The organism is Halosolutus amylolyticus (assembly GCF_023566055.1).
Lineage (GTDB): Archaea > Halobacteriota > Halobacteria > Halobacteriales > Natrialbaceae > Halosolutus > Halosolutus amylolyticus.
In genome coordinates this window covers 1,119,747-1,143,930 of sequence record NZ_JALIQP010000001.1, presented here as the reverse complement: position 1 = coordinate 1,143,930, position 24,184 = coordinate 1,119,747, and the positions used below count along the sequence as shown (strand labels likewise).

25 protein-coding genes are annotated in these 24,184 nt (G+C 65.6%); 8 read left to right on the top strand and 17 right to left on the bottom strand.

The genetic code is table 11. The features are described from left to right. Positions 1 to 100: 100 nt before the first annotated feature. Positions 101 to 2,092, bottom strand: a complete 1,992-nt coding sequence (locus tag MUN73_RS05535; protein WP_250139434.1) for an oxidoreductase — start codon at positions 2,090 to 2,092, stop codon at positions 101 to 103. A 335-nt stretch (positions 2,093 to 2,427) separates the two neighbouring features. Here MUN73_RS05535 and MUN73_RS05530 point away from each other — a divergent pair, with 335 nt between their 5' ends. Together MUN73_RS05530 and MUN73_RS05525 are read left to right on the top strand one after the other, a co-directional pair. Then, a complete protein-coding gene (locus MUN73_RS05530) occupies positions 2,428 to 2,595 on the top strand; it encodes a hypothetical protein (protein ID WP_250139433.1) in 168 nt (55 codons plus the stop codon). Then, positions 2,595 to 4,220, top strand: coding sequence for a sodium:solute symporter family transporter (locus MUN73_RS05525; protein ID WP_250139432.1), 1,626 nt, complete (start codon positions 2,595 to 2,597; stop codon positions 4,218 to 4,220). Before MUN73_RS05530 ends, MUN73_RS05525 begins: the two co-directional genes overlap by 1 nt. Before the next feature lie 154 nt (positions 4,221 to 4,374). Here MUN73_RS05525 and MUN73_RS05520 read toward each other — a convergent pair whose 3' ends face one another. The 3 genes from MUN73_RS05520 to MUN73_RS05510 all read right to left on the bottom strand — a co-directional run bounded on the left by MUN73_RS05520 (position 4,375) and on the right by MUN73_RS05510 (position 6,252). Beyond that, positions 4,375 to 4,974, bottom strand: coding sequence for an HD domain-containing protein (locus tag MUN73_RS05520; protein ID WP_250139431.1), 600 nt, complete (start codon positions 4,972 to 4,974; stop codon positions 4,375 to 4,377). Between the two features lie 5 nt (positions 4,975 to 4,979). After that, positions 4,980 to 5,702, bottom strand: coding sequence for an EthD domain-containing protein (locus tag MUN73_RS05515; RefSeq protein ID WP_250139430.1), 723 nt, complete (start codon positions 5,700 to 5,702; stop codon positions 4,980 to 4,982). Between the two features lie 64 nt (positions 5,703 to 5,766). After that, entirely contained in the window at positions 5,767 to 6,252 is a 486-nt protein-coding gene (locus tag MUN73_RS05510; RefSeq protein ID WP_250139429.1) for a VOC family protein, read from the bottom strand. A 117-nt stretch (positions 6,253 to 6,369) separates the two neighbouring features. On the opposite strand from MUN73_RS05510, the gene MUN73_RS05505 reads away from it, so the two are divergent. The 4 genes from MUN73_RS05505 (at position 6,370) to MUN73_RS05490 (ending at position 10,819) form a co-directional block, all read left to right on the top strand. After that, entirely contained in the window at positions 6,370 to 6,693 is a 324-nt protein-coding gene (locus tag MUN73_RS05505) for an EthD family reductase (RefSeq protein WP_250139428.1), read from the top strand. Further along, positions 6,690 to 8,387, top strand: coding sequence for a thiamine pyrophosphate-binding protein (locus MUN73_RS05500; RefSeq protein WP_250139427.1), 1,698 nt, complete (start codon positions 6,690 to 6,692; stop codon positions 8,385 to 8,387). The genes MUN73_RS05505 and MUN73_RS05500 overlap by 4 nt, the downstream gene beginning before the upstream one ends. 69 nt (positions 8,388 to 8,456) lie before the next feature. Then, positions 8,457 to 9,425, top strand: a complete 969-nt coding sequence (locus MUN73_RS05495; protein WP_250139426.1) for an NAD-dependent epimerase/dehydratase family protein — start codon at positions 8,457 to 8,459, stop codon at positions 9,423 to 9,425. A gap of 119 nt (positions 9,426 to 9,544) precedes the next feature. Then, positions 9,545 to 10,819 carry a M24 family metallopeptidase gene (locus tag MUN73_RS05490; protein ID WP_250139425.1) on the top strand — a complete coding sequence of 425 codons (1,275 nt, stop codon included), beginning with the start codon at positions 9,545 to 9,547 and terminating at the stop codon, positions 10,817 to 10,819. 95 nt (positions 10,820 to 10,914) lie between these two features. Here MUN73_RS05490 and MUN73_RS05485 read toward each other — a convergent pair whose 3' ends face one another. The 13 genes from MUN73_RS05485 to paaA all read right to left on the bottom strand — a co-directional run bounded on the left by MUN73_RS05485 (position 10,915) and on the right by paaA (position 22,894). After that, positions 10,915 to 11,922: an LLM class flavin-dependent oxidoreductase gene (locus MUN73_RS05485; protein WP_250139424.1), complete on the bottom strand. Its 1,008-nt coding sequence runs from the start codon at positions 11,920 to 11,922 to the stop codon at positions 10,915 to 10,917. A 105-nt stretch (positions 11,923 to 12,027) separates the two neighbouring features. Then, positions 12,028 to 13,044 (bottom strand): alpha-ketoacid dehydrogenase subunit beta, encoded by a 1,017-nt coding sequence (locus MUN73_RS05480; RefSeq protein WP_250139423.1) that lies wholly within the window; start codon positions 13,042 to 13,044, stop codon positions 12,028 to 12,030. Continuing rightward, entirely contained in the window at positions 13,041 to 14,189 is a 1,149-nt protein-coding gene (gene pdhA / locus MUN73_RS05475) for a pyruvate dehydrogenase (acetyl-transferring) E1 component subunit alpha (RefSeq protein WP_250139422.1), read from the bottom strand. Before pdhA ends, MUN73_RS05480 begins: the two co-directional genes overlap by 4 nt. Before the next feature lie 88 nt (positions 14,190 to 14,277). After that, positions 14,278 to 14,436 carry a hypothetical protein gene (locus MUN73_RS05470; protein ID WP_250139421.1) on the bottom strand — a complete coding sequence of 53 codons (159 nt, stop codon included), beginning with the start codon at positions 14,434 to 14,436 and terminating at the stop codon, positions 14,278 to 14,280. Positions 14,437 to 14,687: 251 nt separating this feature from the next. Further along, entirely contained in the window at positions 14,688 to 16,115 is a 1,428-nt protein-coding gene (locus tag MUN73_RS05465) for a sodium-dependent transporter (RefSeq protein WP_250139420.1), read from the bottom strand. Positions 16,116 to 16,779: 664 nt separating this feature from the next. Then, positions 16,780 to 17,559: an IclR family transcriptional regulator gene (locus MUN73_RS05460; RefSeq protein ID WP_250139419.1), complete on the bottom strand. Its 780-nt coding sequence runs from the start codon at positions 17,557 to 17,559 to the stop codon at positions 16,780 to 16,782. A 661-nt stretch (positions 17,560 to 18,220) separates the two neighbouring features. Beyond that, positions 18,221 to 18,649 (bottom strand): PaaI family thioesterase, encoded by a 429-nt coding sequence (locus MUN73_RS05455; protein WP_250139418.1) that lies wholly within the window; start codon positions 18,647 to 18,649, stop codon positions 18,221 to 18,223. Between the two features lie 66 nt (positions 18,650 to 18,715). Next, on the bottom strand, positions 18,716 to 19,999 hold the full coding sequence (gene paaK, locus MUN73_RS05450) for a phenylacetate--CoA ligase PaaK (RefSeq protein ID WP_250139615.1): 1,284 nt from the start codon (positions 19,997 to 19,999) through the stop codon (positions 18,716 to 18,718). 106 nt (positions 20,000 to 20,105) lie between these two features. After that, positions 20,106 to 20,276 carry a 1,2-phenylacetyl-CoA epoxidase subunit PaaE gene (paaE, locus tag MUN73_RS05445; RefSeq protein WP_250139417.1) on the bottom strand — a complete coding sequence of 57 codons (171 nt, stop codon included), beginning with the start codon at positions 20,274 to 20,276 and terminating at the stop codon, positions 20,106 to 20,108. Continuing rightward, positions 20,273 to 20,722 carry a 1,2-phenylacetyl-CoA epoxidase subunit PaaD gene (gene paaD / locus MUN73_RS05440; protein ID WP_250139416.1) on the bottom strand — a complete coding sequence of 150 codons (450 nt, stop codon included), beginning with the start codon at positions 20,720 to 20,722 and terminating at the stop codon, positions 20,273 to 20,275. Before paaD ends, paaE begins: the two co-directional genes overlap by 4 nt. Beyond that, positions 20,719 to 21,633, bottom strand: a complete 915-nt coding sequence (paaC, locus tag MUN73_RS05435) for a 1,2-phenylacetyl-CoA epoxidase subunit PaaC (RefSeq protein WP_250139415.1) — start codon at positions 21,631 to 21,633, stop codon at positions 20,719 to 20,721. The genes paaD and paaC overlap by 4 nt, the downstream gene beginning before the upstream one ends. Beyond that, the gene (gene paaB, locus MUN73_RS05430; protein WP_250139414.1) at positions 21,633 to 21,950 is read right to left on the bottom strand and encodes a 1,2-phenylacetyl-CoA epoxidase subunit PaaB; all 318 of its coding nucleotides are present in this window, start codon (positions 21,948 to 21,950) and stop codon (positions 21,633 to 21,635) included. Before paaB ends, paaC begins: the two co-directional genes overlap by 1 nt. A 2-nt stretch (positions 21,951 to 21,952) precedes the next feature. Further along, positions 21,953 to 22,894 (bottom strand): 1,2-phenylacetyl-CoA epoxidase subunit PaaA, encoded by a 942-nt coding sequence (gene paaA / locus MUN73_RS05425; protein WP_250139413.1) that lies wholly within the window; start codon positions 22,892 to 22,894, stop codon positions 21,953 to 21,955. 100 nt (positions 22,895 to 22,994) lie between these two features. Here paaA and MUN73_RS05420 point away from each other — a divergent pair, with 100 nt between their 5' ends. Both MUN73_RS05420 and paaI read left to right on the top strand, forming a co-directional pair. Further along, positions 22,995 to 23,639: a helix-turn-helix domain-containing protein gene (locus tag MUN73_RS05420; RefSeq protein ID WP_250139412.1), complete on the top strand. Its 645-nt coding sequence runs from the start codon at positions 22,995 to 22,997 to the stop codon at positions 23,637 to 23,639. A gap of 118 nt (positions 23,640 to 23,757) precedes the next feature. Then, entirely contained in the window at positions 23,758 to 24,150 is a 393-nt protein-coding gene (gene paaI, locus MUN73_RS05415) for a hydroxyphenylacetyl-CoA thioesterase PaaI (protein WP_250139411.1), read from the top strand. Positions 24,151 to 24,184 lie beyond the last annotated feature (34 nt).

Below are 24,184 nucleotides of genomic sequence, written 5' to 3'. Positions count from 1 at the left end.
CCTCCACGACGATCGACCGCGATCGTACTACTGGGAGTTCGACCCGCGAGCCGCGCCGGTAGCGCCGAAACGGACCGATCGGGAACAGGAACGGCGTCCGTCAGAGTCGACGAGCGAGTTCGTGGCCGGAGTAGACGGCGTCGGCGATGCGTCGCGGAGAGATGCAGTCCCCGATCCCGTGAATTGCGTCGATTTCCGTCGATTCGCGGAGCGAGTCGGCATCGGCCGTGAGCGATCGATACAGGTCGTCGTTCGATTCGCGCATCGTCGTGAAGACGACGTAGTCCGCGTCGTAGCGGCTCCGTTCGCCGGAATGAACGTTCGACGCGACGACCTCCGTCTCCCGTACCGCGTCGAGCGAGTGGTGGTCGACGAATTCGACACCCAGGTCGTACAGCGTCGAAAAGATCGTTCGCTGCTCGAACGTGTGAAGCGTCTCCTGGAAGGCGTTCGATTTCGGCGTCACGAACGTCACGCGGTTGTCGGCGGCGAGCGACTGGGCCACACCCGCGCTGACGTTGTATCCCTCCTCGTCGAAGATCACGATATCCTGTCCCGACAGATCCGCACCGACGGCCGCTTCGGGTGTGAGAACGTGGTCCTGGTCCCAGCCCGGGACCGGCTGGTGGGTGCCGGACGTCACCCCGGTTTCGGCCCACGTTGCCCCGGTCGCGATCGCGACGATTTCGGCTCCGTAGGTTTTCACGTCCTCGTAGGTCATCTCTGCCCTGGGCCCGGTGTGGATCTCGACGGTGTCGAGTCGCTCCAGTTCGCTGACGCGCCAGTCTCGAACGCGGTTCCACTCGCCCAGGTCCGGCAATCCCGCTTCGAACCGTATCCGGCCGCCAAGTCGGTCGGCTTTCTCCTTGAGATGGACCAGGTGCCCCCGTTCGCCCATCACACGTGCGAACTCCATGCCTGCCGGTCCGCCACCGACGACGAGGACCCCTTTCGGATCGGCGGCGGTTTCGTACGACTCCGGTGGCCACGCCCCTTCGTATCCGACGGTGGGGTTCTGCGTACACGTCAACGGAATCCCCTGCCGTGACTGGGACACACAGACGTTACAGCCGATACACTCCCTGATCCGCTCGGGATTCCCCTCCCGTACCTTTCGCGGCCAGTGCGGGTCGGAAATCGACTGTCGGGCCATTCCGATCAGGTCCACGTAGCCCTCCTCGAGGAGCGTGACCGCGTCGTCGGGATCGGTGATCCGGCCGGTTCCGCCGACGGGAACGTCGAGTTCTCGCGTCGCGTCCTTCACGTACTCCAGCTGGTAATTCTTCGAGCGGCGGCGACTCGGGGCGATCATCTCGTCGATCGACTGTTTGATGCCGACGTCGACGTCCCAGAAGTCGAGGTCGTCGCCGATGCGCCGCATGATTTCGATCCCGTCACCGTCGGCGGTGAGTCCACCCTCGACGCGTTCGTCGATCGTATACCGCGCCCCGACGGTCATCGCGTCGCTCACGGCAGCCCGGACCCGGTCGATCGCCTCCTCGAAGAACCGCATCCGGTTCTCGAGCGACCCGCCGTACTCGTCGTCCCGATCGTTGGAAAACGGTGAGAGGAACTGCGAAATCAGGTAGCCGTGTGCCGCGTGGAGTTCGATCCCGTCGTACCCCGCTCGGCACGCACGATCCGCGGCGTCTCCGAACGCGTCGAGGACGGTCTGGATGTCTTCGTACTCCATCTCCTTCGGCGTGTAGTTCCGACCGGTCGGGTTCTGGGACGAGGACAGCGGCGGCTGACGGGTCCCGTAATTGCCGGCCGTCGCCCCACCGTGCCATAGCTCGACGAAGAGTTTACTCCCATGGTCGTGGACCGCGTCGACCATCCGTCGCTGAGGCTCGATCGTCTCGTCGTCGTGCAGGTATCCGGAATCGACCGGGGTAACGTCGGTCGAGTCGTGGATCTGGCTGTACTCCTGGACGATCAGTCCGAATCCGCCCTTCGCTTTCTCCGCGCGAAAGTCGGTCTGTCGCTCACCCAGTCCGTACGCGTTGCCGTGTGGCGGCTGGAAGAGTCGGTTCGGGACGGTCACCGGACCGAGATCGATCGGCTCGAAGAGCCGGCTATAGGAGCCAGTCATACGATACACCATCGCACATCGTTACTTAACAGTTAGCTTATGACAGGGGAATTACGCGAGCCGCCGCGACCGGCAACCGTCCCTTCGACGGCCGTCGACGACGCGTCAACCGTTCCGCCCCGGTTTCGTCGAGGTGAACTGGCGGACGTCTCCGTTCGAGGCAGATTCATCGGTCAGACCCGGTGAATTATGGGATATATTTATTATCAATACAATTGCTATTGTGTGTATATGCCACACGGAGAGCGGCACCAGTGCACAGTCGATCGGCAGTCGAACGAGCCAGCGCGAACAGTCGATCGCGCGTGGACCGGGTCCGGCACGGAGGTGCACGAATGAGCTACCTGCTCGGATTTCCGACGCCGGTCGTCGAAGTCTTCCTGACGCTCGTCGTGCTCTTCCTCGTCGCCTCGATCTATCTGGGAACCCGGATGGAAGGAACCATGGACGTGCGGGAGACGGAACCGGTCGACGAACGGGACGTTCGGGAGGTGACCGACTGATGGCGTCGATCGGGACAGTCACCCTGCCGCTGCAGACGTGGGGTGGTGACCTCGGCGTCGAATACTACTCGAGTACGGCCGTCGTGTTCTTCGCGCTGTTCGCAGCGTTGATGATCGGGATCGGAATTCTGGCCGGACGCTACCAGACGAGCGAGGAGGAGTACTTCGTCGCCGGTCGGCGGTCCGGCATCCTCGTCGTCGCCCTGGCGGTGTTCGCGTCCATCCAGAGCGGGTGGGGAATGATCGGCGTCACCGGCACCGGCTATCTCGTCGGGGTCGAGTACTTCGTCCTCATCGGTGGCCTGATCATTTTCGGGTTTACGGCGTCCTACTGGTTGCTCGGACGCAAGATGCGCGTTCTCGGCGACGTTCGCAACGCGATCACGGCGCCGGACGCGATGTACTATCGATTCCAGGACGAGCGAGTCCGGTTGCTGGGCGCGACGTCGGTCCTGCTCGGCTGTATGGGCTACCTGGCGGCACAGTACGCCGCACTCGGCATCGTCGGGTCGCTCATCCTCCCGATCAGTTTCTTCGAAGCGCTGGTGGTCGGGCTGCTCGTCGTCGGGTTTTACACGGTCATCGGCGGCATGCTCGCGGCGATCTGGTCCGACGCGATCCAGGGGGCGATCATGGTCGTCGGCGGAGTCCTGACCGCCTACTACGTGATCACGAACTCGACGCTCGGTTGGAGTGGAATGACCAGCGCGATCCAGAACGGTAACCCGCAGTACTTCGAATTCACGCTGCTGGGTGGCGACGGTCTGATGGCGATCGGACTCGTCATCTCGGTGATCGTGATCCAGGCGACCGTCGCCGGCCAGCCCCACGCGATCACGAAGTTCTACATGGTCCGTGACGTCTCGGTCCTGAAGTGGGGCGCACTCATCACGGGAGCCGCGTACCTGGCGACGACCCTCTACTGGATCGCCGCACCGTTCCTGCAGGCAGCCGTCATCGAGGGCACGGTAGCCGACCCTGGCAACCCGGACGCGACGTTACCGCTCGCACTGGTCGAGTGGGCACCCGACGTCGTCGTCGCCTTCGTACTCACTGCAGTCGTGGCCGCGATCATGTCCACGAGTAACGCATTTCTCAACATGGGCGCGTCGGCCGTCGTCCACGACTACTTCATCGAGTACCGGGAGACGGACCTCACGCAGGCAGAGGAAGTTCGATGGGGACGGATCACGACCGGCGTCTTGCTCGTCGCCGCCGGCGTCATCGCGGGTACGTTCCCGGGACTGATCTTCGTCCTCGGTGCCGCGGGCTGGGCCATCTTCGCCGCCGTCATCTTCCCCTGTATCGCACTCGCGTACAACTGGCGCGGAGCCACGGCCGAAGGGGCGCTCGCCGGCGGGGGCTCCGGACTGATCCTCACCGTCCTGCTGGCCTACGGCGTCGAGTACATGGGGCTGTCCCTCCCCTACGGCTTCCTCGGTGGCCAACTCGCCACGATCGTCGCCGTGGCGGTCTTCGTCGGCGTCTCCCTCGTAACGAGTACGAGCGAGTACGCCGAGCTCGACGACGACATCAAGATGGTACTGGACCTCGGCCGGATCACCGGGAGTGCTGACCGACCGACCGAAGCGATCGCGGACGGTGGCACCGAAGCCGAGGAGTGAGCCGCCCCGGCATCGCTCGGCGTCGGACCGTTTTTCGAGAGGAAGAGACGATTCAGATCGGTTGTCGGCGTATGGCGACTCGCGTCGCACGCAGTCGATCGCCGCGACCCGTTCTCGCCTCGCACAGTCGTGGGCGTCACGGCTCACACCTCCGTCACGAGGTCTGGGAGTACTCCTCGACCCACTCCTGTAACGTGATTCCCATCGTCGCCTGCGTGATCGCGTTCGAGGACGCCGAGTTGGCGCTCTTGACGAGTTCGGCCTCGAGCGTCCGCGTCGGCACTTCGCCGAGGAAGTGCGGAATCGCCCGCTGGACGGCGAGCGGACAGCCGACCTCGTGGGCGAGCGCGTAGCCGGAGATGGAGTGGGGGATCTCCTCGCTGACGTACCGCGGGTCGGGGTCGTCGAGCAGGTCGTCGTCGACGTGATCGGGATACTCGTAGCACTTGCCGACGTCGTGCAGGAGACACGCGGCGACGATCGTGTCGACGTCCGGATCCGCGCCGTGGAACGATCGCTGTTCCTCGGCCGCCTCGAGCGCGATGCGGGTGACGCCGCGAACGTGGTCGACGTTCGTGACCTCCTGGATGTTCCAGGCGTAGGGCACGTCCGCAACGTCTCGCCACCCACCACGCTCCAGGCCGAGCACCCACGCCTCGACGACGCGCTTGCGCAGGTCCTCGCTCTCGATGCGCTCGAGTTCGGGGAAGGCGTCGCGAACCTGGCGATCGAAGTCGGGATCGGAATCCGACATGGCGATCAGCGCTCGCGGTCGTTCTTGACGAGTCGTTCCCGGCCGATGAACCGGGGCCGGTCGTCGATCGCGAGGAAGTTGTCCACGTCCTCGCGGGCCTCCTTTGCCTTGCCGCGGTCGGGATCGTAGTCTCGGGATCCCTCGCTCCCGAGCGCGTCGTAGAGTTTCTCGAGATCCTCGAAGTAGAGTTCGGCGACGCCGTCGAACTCCGCGTTCTCGGGATCGGTCGGGACGACCGTGTTGTACTTCACGACCCCCTCGATCTCCCGGGCGATCGGGGTGTGGTTGGTCTGCCAGTAGTCGACGAACTCCGCGTGGCTCATCCCCTCCTGACGGACGAGAAACGCCGAGTGTTTGTACAGCCCCTCGGTATCGCCGTCGACCTCGTCCTTCTGGACGATTTCCTCGCCGATGAACCGCGGCCGTTCCTCGACCGCGAGGAAGTTGTCGACGTCCTCCCGGGCTTTCGCCGCGACCTCCTTCGTCGGGTCGTAATCTCGGGATCCCGGACACCCGAGCGCGTCGTGCAGGTCCTCGAGGTCCTCGAAGTACAGTTCCGCCAGCCCGTCGAACTCGGCGTGGTCCGGCTCCGTCGGGAGCACCTGCTGGTACCGGACGACGCCCTCGATATCCCGCGCGATCGGCGTGTGATTCGTCTGCCAGTAGTCGACGAACTCCTCGTGAGACATCCCCTCCTGACGAACCAGTAGGGCTACGTGCTTGTACATCACGTGGAACGTTTTGCGCACTCGACAATAAATCATGAGGTCCGGACCCACGCTCGTCGAGCGATCAGAGCGGATCGCCGTCGACGAACAGCCGTTCCCCGGCCACGCGATGCGCCGCGTAGCCCTCGTCGTACTCCATCAACTGGAGCAACGCCCCGGTCGGGTTGCTCGGCGGAACGAACGCCTCTCCCCAGTGATCGAACTCCGCGTGGTCGACGACTCGTACCTCGTGGGCATCTAGCACGTCGATCGCCGTTGCGAGGTCGGCGACCTCGAGCGTGACGTGGTGGAGGCCGGGCCCGTTGCGGTCGAGAAACGCGGTCAGGAACGACTCCGACCCGTCGTCGGGAGCGATCAGTTCGATCCGGGAGGCGTCCCCGAGGACGTACGTCGCCCAGGTGAACTCGCCGTACTCGCTCGATTCCTCGTGGATCTTCTCGCAACCGAGGACGAACAGCAGCGCTTCGGCGTCCTCGATCGATTCGACGGCGATGCCGACGTGGTCGATGCGCATCCGGGGCATCTCGGATCCTGCGGACGGTTCGGTCATATGCCCGAAACGATCGGCGGCGATCATAATAGTTGGCATTCGGTATCATTCACCGCGGACGACGCGAACACGCCCCACCGATAGAACAAAGTCGCCGGCGGACAACAGTGACGATGCATGATACAACTGGTCGAGTGTCTCGTCCGGCGGGACGAGTACAGCCACAAGGAGTTCGTCGACCGATGGCAGGGAGAACACGCCGACCTCGCGCGCGAACTGCCGGGGCTGGTCCGGTACAGCACGTCCGTCCCGACCGACCCGGACCGCGCGGAGTACGACGGCGTCCTCGAACTCACATTCGAGAGCGAGGCGGCGATGGCCGAGGCCTTCGACTCCGACGTCGGACGGGAGGTCCAGGCCGACGCGGCCGAGTTCGTCGACCTCGGTGCCGGTCCGCGGATGGTCGTCGAAGAAACCGTCCACGTCGCCCCCGAGGAATGACGACCACGGCCAACGCACTCGTCGAGACTCTCGAGGACCTCGGCGTCGAGTACGTCTTCGGCTACCCGGGCGGGCGGGTGATCGAACTGCTCGAACACCTCCCGGACTCGGACGTGGACCTCGTCCGCCCGCGCGACGAACGCGAGGCGAGCGTGATGGCCGAGATGTACGGTCGGCTGACCGGCGATCCGGGCGTCCTCGCCGGGCAGGGACCGTGGATCGGGAGTCTGGGACTGATCGGCCAGATGGAGGCGCGGCTGTCGTCGTCGCCGATGGTCGTACTCACGGAAGCCTCCGAACGCGGCGAGTACTCGACGCTCGCACCCTACCAGCAGGCCCGGGGCGACTACGGCGGGTTCAGCCTGCCGAACATCCTCGACGGCGTGAGCAAGGAGTGGTGGTTCCCGCGCACGCCCGTCGAGACGGTACGCTCGACCCAGTTGGCGTTCAAACACGCCGTCGCCGGCCGGCCAGGCCCCACGGCGGTGATCCTCGACGGCGACGCGGTCACGGGCGACGTCCCGACCGATCGGACGCCACCCGCCTGGGACGCGCGCGCCCAGACCCGGACCTGGGACGCCGCGCCGACCGCCCGGGACACCGTCGCGGCCGCCGAGGCGCTCGAGGCGGCCGATCGGCCGGTGATCGTCGCGGGCAACGGCGTCCACGCCGCGGGGGCCTACGACGAACTCGCGGCGGTCGCCGAGGCCTACGACTGCGCCGTCGCGACCTCGTATCTCGGGAAGTCGACCTACCCGGAGACGGACGAGCGGGCCGTGGGCGTCATGGGCTCGTTCGGCCACGAGGGTGCGAACCAGGTCGTCAGCGAGGCTGACGCGTTGCTCGTCGTCGGCTGCCGGCTGAACCCGATGGACACTAACTGGCAGGCGCCCGGGTTCATCCGACCCGACGAGCAGACGATCGTTCACGCGGACGTCGACACGCGAAACGCCGGCTGGGTCTACCCCGCGGACGTGGGCCTCATCGGCGACGCGACGGAGAGTCTGGCCGCACTCGCCGAGGCCGGCGGCGGGGACAACGGGTGGGCGATCGATCGGGCCGCCGAGGCCCGGGAGTGGTTCACTGCGCCCGAGTGCGAGGACGACTCGACCCCGATCGCACCCCAGCGCGCGGTCAAAGCGATCGAGTCGGTCGTCGACGAGGAGACGATCGTCACGGCCGATTCCGGGAACAACCGGTTCTGGCTGCTGTACTACCTCCAGACGCCGGCGGTCCGCACCTACTTCGGGAGCGGCGGCGTCGGCGGGATGGGGTGGGCGAACCCGGCCGCAGTGTCGGCGGCGCTGACGACCGGCGAGGACGTGATCGCCGTCGCCGGCGACGGCGGCTTCTCGATGACGATGAACAGCGTCGAGACGGCCGTCGAGTACGGCGTCGCCCCGACGTTCGTCGTCCTGAACGACACCAGCCTCGGCATGGTGCGCCAGATGCAGGGCGAGGACGGCGACATCGCGGGCGTCGAGTTCCACGACACGGACTTCGTGAAAGTCGCCGAGGCGTTCGGCGCGGTCGGTCGGCGCGTGACCGACCCCGACGACCTCGTCGGGGCGCTCGAGGATGGGAAAGCGGCCGACGTCCCTCACGTCCTCGACGTCCGGATCGATCGCGAGGCGGACATGGCCGACACGCTGGCGTCCTCGTTCTACGAGTCGGTCGGGGGGCTCCACGAGTAATGCGACCCCGAGCATCGCCGTGCGAACGAACACCAACCTATACGTGACCCATCGAACTATCATCCAGACATGAACGACACCGATACGACCGTACTGGTAACGGGCGGAACCGGATTCATCGGTTCCTACGTGGTACAGGACCTGCTCGAACACGGCCACGACGTCGTGGCGTACGACCTCTCGACGGACACGGAGATCCTCGAGAAACTCGGCGTCGCCGACGACGTGACGGTGCGACGCGGCGACGTCTCGGAGCCGACCGACGTGATCCGGGCGGTCAAGGAGACTGGCACGACCCACATCGTCCACCTGGCCGCGCTGTTGACGACGACCGCACGCGAGAACCCCCGCGCCGCGGCCGACGTGAACGTCATGGGGACGAACAACGTCTTCGAAGCGGCTCGAACGCTCGACGACCAGGTCGAGCGCGTCGCCTGGGCCTCGTCGGCGGCGGCGTACGCCCCGCCCGAGAACTACGACGCCGAGTGGATCGACGAGACGGAACTCGTCTATCCCGACACGCTCTACGGCGCGACCAAGGAGTACAACGAACACCAGGCGCGGGTCTACCACGAGGACTACGGACTCGATCACGTCGCGCTCCGGCCGACCGTCGCCTACGGCCCCTACCGCGAGACCGGCGGCTCGGCCTTCCTGGCGAACATCGTCGAAAAGCCCGCGCTCGGCGAGCCCTACAGCGTCGAGTACGGCGATCAGGCGATCGACTGGCAGCACGTCGAGGACATCGCGCAGGCGTTCCGGAAGGCGGCCTTTACGCCGGAATCGGATCTGAGCCAGCGGGTCTACAACGTCCGCGGCGTGCTCGCGACGGTCCGCGAGGCCGCCGAAGCCGTCGAATCGATCGTGCCCGACGCCGACGTCGACGTCTCGGACGACGGCGAACTCCCCTGGACACAGAATCTCGACATGACGAAGGCACAGGAAGATCTGGGCTACGAGGTCCAGTACGATCTCGAGTCCGGCTTCCGGAAGTACATCAACGTGTTGCGCGAGGAGAACGGCCTCGAACCGGTCTGATCGGCGCTCCGTGCGGGCCGGGACCACCCAGGGGACGCGCTCGAACGCCGCGGGGGTCACCGCTCGATCGCGAGAAGCGCCACGATTTATGTGGTTCGGCTCAGTTGATACGATCGTACATGACCGGCTACGAGCGGCGCTTCATGGAGGGAACCCGCGGCACGCAGGCCGTCGACTGGGAAGAACGGATCGACACCCGACGGCTCCGGGAGGAACGCAAGGACCGGGCGCTCGAACGGCTTCAGGAGACGGATCTCGGGGCGATGTTACTGCTGTCGGACCCGAACATCCGCTACGTGACGGGGCTGGCGATGACCGGCGGCAGCGGCGCGGACCACTACACCCTGTTGACCGAGGGAGGCGACGTCGTCCACTGGGATACCGCCGACCACGCAAGCAATCAGCGGTTCAACTGCCCCTGGCTGCACGACGTCCGGTACGCCTGTCCCGGTCTCGGGAACGTTCCGCGCGCGTCCGGCCGCGACTCCGCCCGCCAGTTCCTGCTCGAGACGATGGCCGAGGGCGTCGCCGAGGCGATGTCCGAGTACGGCGTCACCGACGAGACGCTCGGCGTCGACGTCGGCAATCGGGGCCTGCTCGCGGCGCTCGAGGACCAGGGACTCGAGACCGACGTCGACACCTGCACGACGATCATGGAGGACGCCCGGAAGGTCAAGACCGACGACGAGATCGAGTGTCTACGGATGGTCGCGGCGATCTGCGAGGCCGGCTTCCAGCGGATCACCGAGGAGGCGAAACCGGGCATGCGCGAGACCGAGGTGTGGGGCGAGGCCGTGAACGAACTCTGGCGCCACGGCGCGTTCGTCGGCGGCGGCTACCTCACCTCCGGCCCGAACACGTGGCCGAAACACCAGGCGAACACCACCGATCGGATGATCCGGCCGGGCGATCTCGTCTACGCCGACTTTTACAATATCGGCTACCTCGGCTACCGATCGTGTTACTACCGAACCTTCTCGATGGGCGACCCGACCGAGGCCCAGAAAGAAGCCTACGAAACCGCCCGTGACAATCTCTACGACGTGCTCGAGCGCATCGAACCCGGCGCGACCACCGACGAGATCGCCCAGGGCTTCCCCGACATGGAAGGCGAGCACGCCGACTACTACGACGCCGACGAGCACTGGCAGATGACGACCAACCACTGGGCCCACGGCCTCGGACTCCAGCTGTACGAGGTGCCGCTGATCTGGCGCGGCCTCTCGCCCGACCACCCGATCGAGATCGAGGAGGGGATGACGATGGCCGTCGAGACCCAGGAGCCCGCCGATCGGCAGGGCGTTCGCGTCGAAGAGATGGTCGTCGTCCGCGAGAACGGCGTCGAAATCCTGAGCCAGTGGCCGGTCGAGGAGATAACCGTCATCGATCACTGACGGCACCTGCGGAGACGCCGTCCCCGATCGCGAGACCAGCAGAGCCAGCGCATCCGCGACGGCGCCGTGCCGATCGAGAGCCGTGAGCCGGGAGGTTACCGGAGTTCGGGGGCCACCTCGTCGCCGAGACGGTGGACGCAGTCGATCATCGCCTCGGTTCCGACACCGGGATGGTAGGTGCGGAAGATGAAGTGCACGTCGTCGCCGAGCGCGTCGCGGTAGGTCTCGAGTTCGTCGACGACCTGCGACGGGGTCCCGAAGATAGCCTGTTTCTTCAGGTCCCGTTTTCGCTCGTCGTCGAGTTCGTCGACGTCCTCGCCGGAGAAGAGTTCCTCGTAGCGCCGCTGAATGTAGAAGTAGCCCTCGCGCATCGTCGCCCAGGCGTCCTCGCGAGAGTCGCCGACCCACCCGTGCTGGAGGACGTAGATGGTGAAGTCGTCCTCGAGACCGTCCGCCTCGCGGACTCGTCGAATGTCCTCGACGCGCTTTCGCACCCCCTCGACCGAGAGCGAGGAGGGCGCACACCACGCGTCCGCGGTCCGGGCCGCCCGCCGGACGGCCGGTTTGGCCGCGCCGCCGAGCATGATCGGAACGTCTCCGTCGTCCGGTTTCGGCGTGATCGAGACGTCGTCCGGAACGTCGTGGAAGCCGGATTCGTAGCCGAGTTCGCCCTCGCTCCAGGCCGCCCGGAGGAACGGCACGAGGTCGGCGAGTCGATCGGCCCGCTGGTCCCGCGGGACGCCGAACGCGTCGAACTCGCGTGGGTTCGACCCGATCGCGAGCCCGAACGTCAGCCGGCCGGCGGCGAGCAGATCGACGGTCGCGGCGTCTTCCGCGAGCCGGATCGGATCGTACAGCGGCCCGAGCGCGACGCAACTGCCGATCTCCAGGGTCTCGGTTTCGGCGGCCATCGCACCGAGCACCGGCATCGTCCCCGAGAGGTAGTCGTCGTCCGCGAAGTGGTGTTCGGAGACCCACGCGCTGTCGAGTCCGGCGGCCTCGATCTCGCGAGTCAGCGCCAGCAGTTCGTCGTACAGTTCGCTCGCCTCGCGATCGTCGTCCGGCCGCCGCTGGGCGGTAAACAGCCCGGTCCCGAGTTGCATACAGTACACATTCGTGACGACCGTCTTAATCGTTGGTGAATGGGCGACTCCGGCCGTCGCCGTCGGCGACCGTGGGTCAGCGGTCGACCCGCTCGCGTTTCGCCGTCAAAAGGCGACGGCCTCGAGTATCCCTTCCTGGATATGGACGGCCTGCGGGAGATAGTAGTCCTCGAGCGCGTGCAACGGCATCGGCGCGTCGAACCCGGTGATGCGCTCGATCGGGGCCTCCTGATAGCAGAGCGCGTGCTCCTGGATGGTCGTCGCCACTTCCGCGCCGACGCCGCCGGTTTTCGGCGCTTCGTGGACGATCGCGGCCCGGCCGGTCTTCGTGAACGAGTCGACGATCGTCTCGACGTCCAGCGGGGACAGCGTGCGGAGATCGACGACTTCGACGTCGATGCCGTGCTCCTCGGCGACGTTGTCCGCGGCGATGAGGCTCGGGCGAGTCATCGCCCCCCACGTGTACACCGTGACGTCGGTCCCCGTCCGCCTGATCGCGGCGTCGCTCAGCGGCACCTCGTACCTGCCCGTCGGAACGTCCTCGCGGAACGCGCGGTAGAGCAGCTTTGGCTCGAGGAAGACGACCGGGTCCGGATCCCGGATGGACGCGATGAGCAGTCCCTTCGCGTCGGACGGCGTGCTCGGGGAGACGACCTTCAGCCCGGGTTCGTGAACGAAGAAGGCCTCCTTGGACTCCGAGTGGTGTTCGGGTGCCCGGATGCCACCGCCGTACGGTGCCCGGACCACCATCGGGACCGAGTACTGGCCGTGGCTCCGACTCCGCATCCGGGCGGCGTGACTGACGAGTTGATCGAACGCGGGGTACGAAAAGCCCATGAACTGCATCTCCGCAACCGGCCGCATCCCGGACAGCGCCAGCCCGATCGCCGTGCCGACGATGCCGGACTCCGCGAGCGGCGTGTCGACGACGCGATCTCCGCCGAACTCCTCGTACAACGCCTCGGTCGCGCGGAAGACGCCGCCGTTCTTCCCGACGTCCTCGCCCAGTACCATGACGGACTCGTCCGCCGACATCTCCGTGTAGAGTCCGTCGCGAACCGCCTCGACGATCGTCAGACTGTCCGTCCCGGACTCGGCGGTTGCCCTCGTGGCCGAACTCATTCTAGCACCTCCGAGAACGCGTCGTCGCCGTACTTGTCGCGGAGCGCGAGCAGTTCGTCCCGCTGCTCGCGAAGCCGCTCGGGCATCTCCTCGTAGACGTGTTCGAAGATCCGCTCCGGATCGGTCTCGACGGCCTCGACGGTCGCCAGCGCATCGTCGATCTGGGCATCGACCCGATCGTCGATCTCGGCGTCGACCGCCTCGTCGAGGATTCCCTCCGCGGACAGGTAGTTCCGGAGGCGGTCGAGGGGGTCTTTCTGTCGCCACGCGTCCGCCTCGTCTTCCTCGCGGTAGACCGACGGATCGTCCGCAGTCGTGTGGGCACCGTAGCGGTACTGGACCGCCTCGATGAGCGTCGGCCGCCGTTCGTCACCGGTCGGGTTTTTCGCCTTCGCGAGTGCATCGCGCGTAACCGCGTACATGGCGAGCGGATCGAGTCCGTCGACGCGAACGCCCTCGAGACCGTAGGCGGCGGCTTTCTGCGCGATCGTTTCGCTCGCAGTTTGCCGGTCTCGAGGCACGGAGATGGCCCACTGGTTGTTGTTGCAGACGAACACGGCGGGGACGTCGAACACGCCGGCGAAGTTCAGCCCTTCGTGGAAGTCGCCTTCGGAGGTCGCCCCGTCCCCGAAGTGACACAGGACGGCGCTGTCGGTCTGACCCTGGAGTTGCTGCCCCCAGGCCATCCCCATCGCCTGGGGCAACTGCGTCGCAATTGGGATGTACTCCGGCATGACGTTGACGTCATCCGGGATCGCGTACCCCTCTCGGATGCCACGAAGCGGTTTCAGGAGTGACTCGAGGCTCATCCCGTGGACGTACTTGGCTGCGTGCTCGCGGTAGGTCGGGAACAGCCAGTCCTGGTCGTCGAGGGCGTAGCTCGTCGCAACCTGGGCCCCTTCCTGGCCCGTCATCGGCGCGTAGGTCGCGATGCGGCCCTGCCGCTGGAGGCTGATCGCACGCTGGTCGAACCGGCGTGCGAGCGCGATATCTTCGTACATCGCCAGCAACTCTTCGTCCGAGAGATCCGGAACCGCCGCGTTCGGGAGGACGTTCCCGTCCTCGTCCAGGACCCGGATCGGGTCGTCGTCGAGTTGCGTGGGCTCGCTATTCACGTGCTGGTCTGCGTCGTCGTATGCGCTCATTGGTGGTGTGTGGACCGGTGACTACTCGGGGGTCTGTACCACGGCCAGTCTGGGTACCCCCGGGATCGGTGGGAACGAATCCCGCGAGTTATCCCCAGAGAACGTGTCCGACGCGAGTGCGTTTCCCGCCTCGCATCGGAGCGACGTCCGCCAGTGTAACTGTACAGAGGAAGATCGCGATACTGGCCCCGAGACGTCGAAGCGACTCGATCGCGGCGCGAACCTCCTGCGTACTGGCGGTTGCCATATGAGATACAATTACCGAGACGGCACTTAATAGTTCTGTGAGACAAGCTCTCAATATCACCCGGTAATGGACGACGGGGGCCGGCGACCATTGGGCCGACCGGGAAAGGGCTGGATCGCCGCGTCGGTCGTCCCGGTAAAAACGGTGGTCCGAGAACACCGGCCGAGCGCTCGTACGGTCCGTCGTGATTCTTCACCGGTGACCGCCCGACCGGGGCGGCGATCACCGGTAAAACGTTACAACGATCCGTATCAGTCCGCGGCTTCGACGCTCCCGGGGAGGACGCCCCGTTCCGACCAGACCACGAGCAGGACGACCAGAACGGTCGTTACGAGGGCACCGATCGCAACCGCGGCCGTACTCGGTACGTACCCTGCCAGGCTCAGCGCGTCGGAGTAGAACGTAAAGAGGAGGAACGTCGGGAACACCGTTCCGATCGCGTACCGCCACGAACTGGCGAACGGTCGGGAGAGCGATCCTGCGCCGGTGAGATACTCCTGGATGGCGTCCGCTCCGAGCACCCACGCCGCGTAGAACATGAACCCGACCAGACCGAGCGTCAGCAGGAGGTCCACGAGCTGGTCGGCAAAGAGCGCGAACACGTCCGCGTTGAAGGCGTTCAGGGCACCCGTGACCACGACCAGAACGAACAGTCCCCGGGTCGCCATCGATCGCTCGACGTCGAATTCGTCGACGACGAAGGCGACGGGAATCTCCAGGATGCTTATCGAACTGGTGATGGCAGCGAGCAGGACGACGAGGAAGAACGCCGCCCCGAAGAGTCGTCCCGCGGGGAGATTGGCGAAGCCACCGGCGATGCTCACGAAGAGCGCACCGGGTCCGCCACCCGTCGGTCCCCCGGCGAACGAAAAGAGGAGCGGAAACACGACGAGTCCCGCCAGGACCCCGATACCGAGGTTGAGGCCGGCGATCATCGTCGCGTCGAACGGAAGCGATCGCTCGTCGTCGATATACGACGCGTACGTGAGCATCGTCCCGCCGCCGATCGAGAGCGTAAAGAGCGCCTGGCCGGCGGCCGAACCGAGAACTGCGAGGAAGTTGTCGGCGAGGTACGCCCCGTCGAACGCCAGGTAGAACTGGTAGCCGTCGATCGCGTTCGGCTGTCGAGAGGCCCAGATCGCCAGGCCGACGAGCAGGACTGCGATGCCCGGCATCATGAACTTCGTCGCCGACTCGATGCCTCTTCTCACGCCGGCCATCACGATGAGGGCGGTCATTCCGAGAAACGCGACCTGGTACAGGAAGGCGTTCGTGCCGTAGTTGATCGTCTCGAAGTGAGCGCCGGGATCGGCGAAGTACGCACCCGTGAAACTCTCGACGAAATAGCGGAGGATCCAGCCGCCGACGACGCTGTAGAACGAAATCAACACGATCGACGTCACGACACACAGCACGCCGAGGACCGTCCACGCGCGTGATCCCTTCAGTGATTTGAACGCACCGACCGGGTTCCGCCTCGAACGACGGCCGATGACGAACGCCGTCAGCAGTCCCGGAACGCCGATACCGAGCACGATGAGGAAGTACATCAGCAGAAACGCGCTCCCGCCGTTCTCCGCCGTCATCCACGGGAACCGCCAGATGTTCCCCAGTCCGACGGCGCTTCCGACCGCCGCCAGTATGAACCCGATCCGACTCGCCCAGGTTTCGCGTGCCATATACTATCATCCGACACGAACGGGCATAATAAATACTTTTCAGTAATTCCGACACGACCCGACACACGAGACGTCCGGTCCCGGAGAAGAAGGCGTTGCCGGAACGGACACCCGAGAAATCGACTCGAACCCTGGTTCGCGAGCGAGTCGTTCGTTCGACGGCCGTCCAAGTGACCGGGACGGCGACCCGTTCGCATCGAACACGACCGGGAGATCGCAGGACGAACCCGATCGCCGACCGATTTCGCTCGAAGTGGACGAGACGGTTCGAGCGAACTCCGCGGAGGCGGACCCGTTCGATACGAATAACTTGGATTTCGATCGAACGCAGTCGTACCGAGCTTCGAAAAGTCACTCGCTACGGGCTCACACCGCGTAATACGACCGGAATCGGTCACTCGGGACACCTGGGAGAGAGGCCTCCGCGTCTCGGGATCGGCGGCAGGTACGCCCTGTATTACAAACATACGGCCGTAACACCGTGCCGGATTCGAGCGCGAGGCGGTCCAAGACACTCGGACAGCCGGTCGCGACGAACTGACCGCAGGTGGCGTCGAGACGGACGACTGGAGTCGACGCGAGTCGGCCTTTTTCCGGGAGCACGCGGTGGGTGCGCTGGCCCCGGAAAACGGGCCCTCCCGTCGAACGAACCGCGACCGTCCCGTTACCGCGTCGAACTGTATCTGAGATTGATGTGTATCTCGTCGATCGCCGCGAGCAGTTTGTCCGGCAGTTCGGTTTTCAGGTAGTCACCTTTCACCCGGTTTGCAGGTCCAGAGATGCTGATTCCGCCGATCGGCGTCCCGTCTTCGTCCCGGATCGGTGCACCGACCGCGTTCAGCCCCTCGATCGACTCGCCGGTGTTGAACGCGTAGCCCCGCTCCCGGATCGCGTCCAGTTCCTCGCGGAGTTCGTCCACGTCGGTGATGGTGTGCTCCGTCATCTGCAACAGTCCCTGTCGATCGACGATGGCCTGGAATTCGTCGTCGTCGAGAGACGCCAGTATGGCCTTGCCGGCGGCGAGCTGGTGGAGATACCGACGCTGTCCGACGCGGGCGGACGTCCGGAGGGGGCTCTCACCCGACGCTTTGTAGAGGTGCACGCTGAAATCACCCTCCTTCGCGACGAGCCAGACCTTCTCGCCGGTCTCTTCGGCCAGCCGATCGACCTGCCGCCGTCCGACGTCGAAGAACGGGACGCGGTTGCGAGCGCTGATCCCGAAGTCGAGAAACCGGAGGCCCAGGTAGAACCGCCCGTCCTCTCTGACGAGCAGGTCGTTGTCCTCGAGCGTGAGGAGGTGTCGATGAATCGTGCTGCGGGCGAGATCTAGCTCGTCGGTCAACTCGTCGAGCGTCCGCCCGGGATCGCGCTGGAGTCGTTCGAGGATTCGGATGGACGACTCGGTCGTCGTGACCGGGCGATTCGATCGAGGGCTGTCTTCCATGTCCCTGTATCGTAGGAGGGACGGTTTAGTTTTTGTTCTGGAAGAACGCAGCTCCTCTCTCCGCCTGAGTACTCGAAGGGGCGCAAGGAGCGGCGGGATCGCTCGACGCCACCGGCCGTCGTCGACCGCACGCTGCTTGCGTTCGAGATATCCGAACGGTTCACTTGCTCCGGTGGCGAAACCACGAAGACTGGATCGGCCGAACCAGCGGTCCGTCGGCCGTAGACGGTCCGATTACACCGATATGGTTGTAAGGACGCGGTCGATGGGACGGAACTGCGTCGTCGCCCCAGACCAGATCGTTCGAACGACGCGAATGCCTGCGTCACGAGACGATCGTGATCCGTGATCGGCCGGCCACACGCCGGAAACCGGGGTCCGATCGCGTCGGGCGGGCGTTCAGTGGACGCGAAGTCGTTCCGGTGACGGGTGCCGACGCACGCAGAACGACTGCCACAGCCGAACCGACGGTCGTTTTACTTGCTCGAACGGGTGCGGTCGACCTGGGATGCAGTGCATACCCCAAAACGACCGCTGGAGAGGCGGCCGGAGTCCCGAAAATCGCGTCCGGTTCGACGCGGCGACGGAAGCGATCGGGCGAGCGGGTCGACGATCCGCATCCCCGGTTCGGTGTCGGCACCGACCGCACGGGGAGACCGAATCACCCGGTCTTGTAAACGCCGCGTGCGTCGGCGATGTGGGTACCGACGGCTTCGCCGTCTTCCCGAGACTCCGACGGAGTCTCGCCGTCTTCGGTGGCGTAGACGTCGACGTCGACGACGCCGACGTCGTTCCCGCAGCGGACGACGTCGGCCTCCGCGTAGAGGTCACCCGTTCCGGCGCTGAGGTAGTCGATCCGCATGTCGATCGTCGGCACGGGCTGGTCGACCAGCGAGACCAGCGCGGCCCCGCCGACGGTGTCCGCGAGCGTGAAGGTGACGCCACCGTGGGCCATCAACTCCTCCTCGTTCCACGAGAGTTCCTCCGTCATCTCCAGGCGCCCCTCGGCGTGGCCGTCGGCACACTCCGTCACGTCGATTCCGAGCAAGGATGCGAACGGCATGCCTTCGAAGAAGGCTTCGATGTCCATGCAACACGGTTGGCCGCCGAGCGATAATAAATGTGCCAGATAGTGGACCCGTTTGCCCCGACGTCGTTACCGGTGGTCGTAGACGCGCTTTACCTTCCCGACCTCGGTGCGCTCGATCGACCCGTGTTCGACAAGTTCGAGCGTATCGGGCGTGATCGACAGCGCGTTCTGTAGCCGTGCGAGGACGTCCGTACGAAGTCGGTCCCTGTCACCGGCAAAGCCCGCCACCAGTTCGATCGTGAGTTCGAACCGATCGAGGGCGTCCTCCCGGTAGAGGTCGATCCGGTAGTGGGGGGCAACCGCGTCGAACTCGAGGACGACGTCCTCGATCTGGCTGGGGTAGAGGTTGACCCCGCGGACGATGAGGAGGTCGTCGGCGCGACCGGTGACGCTGTCCATCCGGACCATCGTCCGGCCACAGTCACACTCCTCCGCGGTGAGAGCGGTGAGATCGCCGGTGCGATACCGGAGTACCGGAAGCGCTTCTTTCGTCAGCGACGTCAACACGAGTTCGCCCTCTTCGCCTTCGGGGAGCACCTCGCCGGTCTGCGGGTCGATCACCTCGGGGTAGAAGTGGTCCTCCCATATGTGCATCCCCGCCTGGGCCTCGTGGCACTCGACGGCGACGCCCGGCCCGATCAGTTCGGAGAGGCCGTAGTTCTCGATCCCCGTCGCGTCGAGCCGCGTTTCGATCTCCTCGCGCATCGGTTCGGTACAGGGTTCCGCTCCGTAGAGAACCGTCGAGATCGACAGGTTCCGCGGGTCGACGCCCATCTCTTCGGCCGTCTCGGCGAGATACAGCGCGTACGACGGCGTACAGCCGATCGCGTCGCTCCCCAGATCGCGCGCGAGTTCGACCTGTCGCTGGGTGTTCCCGCTGCTCGCGGGGATCACCGTCGTCCCGAGTTCCTCCGCGCCGCCGTGGAATCCGAGCCCGCCCGTGAACAGCCCGTAGTCGTAGGCGTTCTGGAACGTCTCCCCCCGTTCGATGCCCGCCGCCGCCATCGATCGCGCCATGACCTCGTTCCAGCGGTCGAGGTCGGCGGCGGTGTAGGCGACGATCTTCGGCTTGCCGGTGGTGCCGGAGGAGGCGTGGATACGGCGGATCTCCTCGTCGTCGACGGCGAACAGCCCATCCGGATACTCGTCACGGAAGTCGGATTTAGTCGTAAACGGCAGATCCCGAAGGTCGTCGACCGTTTCGATATCCGACGGCGAAACGCCGGTTTCGTCGAGGGTCTCGCGATAGAACGGGACGCGCTCGTAGGCGCGCGCTACGGTTTCGCGGAGCCGTTCGTTCTGTAACTCCCGTAACTCCTCACGGGACGTTCGTTCGACAGTCGCAGACATGTGTTCGTTTCTCATACACGTAATCGAGTATCAAAACTCTTCGTTCGACTGGAAGTCAGGAATCGACGGCGTACCAGGTCGAGTGACTTTCGGGAGGCGACCACGGCTACTCGAACTTCTCGAAGGGCTGTTCGCAGTCGTGACAGTAGTGCATCGACCGACAGAGCGACGGTCCTTTCGGGTGTTCGCGGACCGTGTTGGTCGACTCGCAGTAGGGGCACTCCGCGCCGCTGTCGTCGCCGCTCGTCGTCACGCTGGGATCCGGAGTGCGTCTCATATGCTCAGCCCGAACTCCCGCAGATCGTCTTTGCCCCGTTCGGTCACCATCTCGACGGTCCAGCCCGGACTCCACACCAGTCGCAGGTCGACGTCGGCGACGCCGTCGACGGCGCCGACACGCGTCTCGACCTCGTCGGTGAGCATGTCCCGGGCCGGACAGCCCGAGTAGGTCAGCGTCATGTCGACGGTCGCGACGCCGTCCGCGACGGTGACGCCGTAGATCAGCCCGAGGTCGACGATGCTGATCGGCATCTCGGGGTCCTCGATCCCGTAGAGGGCGTCCCACACGTCGGCCTCGACGCCGGTCGCGTCCTCGCCCGTCGCCGGGAGGTCGTCGATCGTCTCGCCCTCCCGGTAGTCGGTGTACGCGCAGGGCGTCGCCTCGACCTCCGGATCGGAGGTGAAGTTCGATTTCGCGCCTGGGGCCGGACTCTCGCCGCTCATTCTGGGGTGTCCATGATTTTCGTCGTGTCGCTTCGCCCGAGGTCGCGGTACGTGTGCGTGAACTCGTCGTAGAGGTCGAACCACGCGTCGGTGTGGGAACCGTCCCGGCCGCGCGCCTCGGGGAGCATCTCGCGGGTAACTTCGAACTCGAACTCGTCGGTGTCCGCGTCCGATCGGCCGCTCGCGGGAACGGTGAGATCCAGGGACTCGAGGTACGGAACGACGATCGACAGCCACTCCTCGCCCAGTTCCTCGAGGGTCGTGTCGCGAAGGCCGAGGTCGACGATGTCCGCCTCGACGTCCACTGCTCGCGGTTCATCACCGCTCGCACTCGCGCCGCGTGGCGGCGCGCACGGTTCGAACAATGTCAGCGCGTGCGGGAACAGCCGATCGAGCGCGTCCTGCAGGCGTTCGTGGCCCTCCTCGCCGTCGGCGAGGCGATCGAGCCAGTTCTGGGCGTGTTCGCGGTGGTACTCCTCTTCGCTCCGGATCTTGCCGACGCGATCGGCGACCTTCGGGTGCGAGGAGTCTTCCAGCGCCCCGAGACGGAGGTCCTCGGCGACGTCGTAGCAGTACGATCGGAGGACGGCGTCGGCCCAGTCGCCCTCCGCGAACGGCCGCTCGACGAGCGTGCTGTGCCGGAAGTCCTCGGGGTCGCGCTCGTACACCAGGTCGCGCTCCTCGAAGCCGAGGTCGGCGAGCACGTCGTACCACAGGCGGGCGTGGCCGAGTTCGTCCTGCGCGTTGTTCGCCAGCGCGAGGTCGGACTCGAGGCTGGGCGCGCGGACCTGCCACTCCGTGTACCGTTCGGCGAGGACGAACTCGTCGTCGCCCAGTCGCTTCAGCAGGGTTTCGAGCGCGGTGCGTTCGCGCTCGTCGAGGTCGGCGGGATCGTCGAGCGTCGGCGACATCAGTCGTCACCCCGCTGTCGTTCGGCCGTCGCCTGTTCGTCCTCCGATTCGATGACCTCGCGGGCGTCCTGCCCGGTCGTGCTGTACGCCGTCGCCCAGCGGTAGCTCTTGTCCGTCGTCCCGCCGAAGGCGACGTCCTCGGCGTCGATCTCGCCGACCTCGTCCCGCGGGACGACCCAGAGGCTATTCGTGGGCTTGCGCCGGCCGTGCTGGATGGCGGCGAACTGCTTGGCCATCTCCCGATCGGGCGCGTGGACGTTGCCGCAGTGGGTGTGGTACTCCCCGGTCTTCTCCTGTCGGAACACTTCCCAGATCATGATCAGTCGGCCGCCTGCGGCGCGTGGCCGCCGGCGGCTGTGGCGTCGGATTCGATCGTGTCGCGGACCCACTGGACGGCCTCCTGTGCGGCCTTGCGGCCGTCGATCTGGCCGAGCCCGGGTTCGTACTCGTTCTTCGCGATCGTGAAGAACTCGTCCCAGGCGAGGTCGCTCTCGACGACCTCGTAATCGCCCTCGTCGTTCTCGCGGATGCGGGGCTCGTCGGGAATCTCGAGGCCGTACTTCTCCGCCTTGGGGATGTACTGGTTGAGGAAAGCAGTCCGGAGTTCGTCGTTGGACTGCTGTTTCAGCCCCACCGAGGCCGCGAAGTCGTGGTGCGTGCTCTTGTCGTCGGTCGGCCCGAAGAACTGGATGATGCGGGGCCACCACGTCTCGAAGGCCTCCTGGGTCATCCGCTGTTCCTTCCGCGAACCGCTCATCAGCGTTGCGAGGATGTCCTCGCCGTGTTTGACGTGGAACCCTTCTTCGAAACACACCTTGTCCATCGCGTGGGCGTACGGTTCCCAGCTCGTCCGCCGGAGCGTGGCCTGGCGACGCATCGCCGCGCCGTCGACGAAGAAGGCGATCATCGCCGTCTCGGGCCACGACTCCATCGGGTAGTGAAAGCAGTTGAGGAACTTTCCGTCGCCGTTGGCCAGGTCGTCGAGCATCTCCTCGCGGGTCTTGACGCCGAGCGATTCGGCGGCGCGGTAGAGCAACTGACCGTGGCCGATCTCGTCCTGGACCTTCGCCGAGAACGCCAGTTTCCGATCGATACTCGGCGCCTGGCGGATGAACGGCCGCTCAAGGTACGCGCCCATGATCTCGCTGTTGGCGTGGAATTCGATCATCCGCGTCGCCGCCTTCCGGTACTCCTCGGGGAGATCGTCGGCGGGGCTGAACTCCCGCGGCCCCGCCCGATCTTTCACTGTGTCGAGCTCCATTGTTTCACGAAAATACACGACGGATAGACCCTTAGAAATTGACCGCCATATAACGAGGTTTTAAGTATCGGGGCGAGAGAGACGCGTGTAGACGATCGGGATGATCGACGAATGTCTCGCGGTCGAATTTCGGGTCAAAAACGACGATTGTCCGCTCGCGGAGGCGTCACAGGCGGCTTCCGTCGACGTCGAGATCAGCGCCCAACCGCCACAGCGCCGGAGCGACGGCTACGACCTCCTGCAGTTCAGTTCCCCGACGAGCGATCGGCTGACGGCGGTCTTAGACGAGGACGAACGGATCTCGTATCTGCACGTCTCGAAGACCGACGGTCGGAACCGGTACCGGTGCCTGTCGAAACAGCCCTGCGTCGTCCACCGACTGATCGACGGAGGACTGATCGTCGAGACGCTGCGATACCGGGACGGCGCGGCGATGATCTTCGGCGCGGTCGTCGGCCGAGACGTCCTCAAGGGCGTCATGGAGGCGGCCGGCGACACCGTCGGCGTCAAACTCGAGCGGGTCTATCCGCTCCAGTCCGAAGCGACGGAGTCGCCCAGTCAGCGGTGGGATCTCACGCCGGCCCAGGAGGAGTGCATTCGCACCGCCCTCGAGATGGGGTACTTCGCGATCCCGCGCGAGACGACCTCCGAGGAGGTCGCCGCGGAACTCGGGATCAGCAAGTCGGCGTTTCTCGAGCGACTCCGCCGCGGCGAAGCGGCGCTGTTCCGGCAGATCTACCGGTAGGAGTTCGGATCGACTGGCGGCAAGCGATCGGCTTTCGGATCGACTGGCCGTCGGCCGATCGGATGACGAGGTTCCGGATCCAGTAGATACATTTTCGTGGACGTCAGTGTGAGACGATATGACAGACACCGAGGCCATCCGCAGCCACATCGAGAGCGACCCCTACTGCGAGACGCTCGGGATCGACCTCGTCGACCTCGAACCGGGACGTGCGCGGACGCGACTCGAGATCACCGACGACCTGACGAACTTCCACGGAACGCCCCACGGCGGTGCGATCTACTCGCTCGCCGACGCCGCGTTCGCCGCCGCCTCGAACTCGTACGGGGAGACGGCGGTCGCCCTCGAGACGAACGTCTCCTACCTCGACGCCGTCGACGTCGGAACCGTCCTCACGGCGACCGCCGAGGAGACCCACGACGGCGGCCGCACCGCCGAGTTCGAGGTCGTCGTCACCGACGACGGGGACGATCGGGTCGCGACGTTCCGCGGTCGCGTCTACAAGCCGTGAGGACGGATCGTCCGGCAGAAGGGGCCGGAATGCG